At 56.0% G+C, this 364-nt stretch carries 1 pseudogene; it reads left to right on the top strand.

Features of this window, described 5'->3' with window-relative positions:
- A pseudogene (locus tag ACQKFG_RS15770) lies at positions 1 to 364 on the top strand (NADH-quinone oxidoreductase subunit C); the annotation flags it as partial.

Here is a 364-nt window from a genome sequence, read left to right as displayed (position 1 = left end):
GCGGCCAAGGCGAAGGCTGAAGCAATGGCCCGAAAAAAGGCGAAAGAAGAAGCGGCGGAAAAGCCGGAAGGCGAAAAGGATATAGCGAAGCAAAAGGCGGTGGCCGCGGCCAAGGCGAAGGCTGAAGCAATGGCCCGAAAAAAGGCGAAAGAAGAAGCGGCGGAAAAGCCGGAAGGCGAAAAGGATATAGCGAAGCAAAAAGCGGAGGCCGCGGCCAAGGCGAAGGCTGAAGCAATGGCTCGAAAAAAGGCGAAAGAAGAAGCGGCGGAAAAGCCGGAAGGCGAAAAGGATATAGCGAAGCAAAAAGCGGAGGCCGCGGCCAAGGCGAAGGCAGAAGCAATGGCCCGAAAAAAGGCGAAAGAAA

The organism is Peribacillus sp. NPDC076916, assembly GCF_050269675.1.
Taxonomy (GTDB): domain Bacteria; phylum Bacillota; class Bacilli; order Bacillales; family DSM-1321; genus Peribacillus; species Peribacillus aracenensis.
Note: the sequence above shows the minus strand (reverse complement) of the source record. Positions and strands in the feature narration are given on the sequence as shown.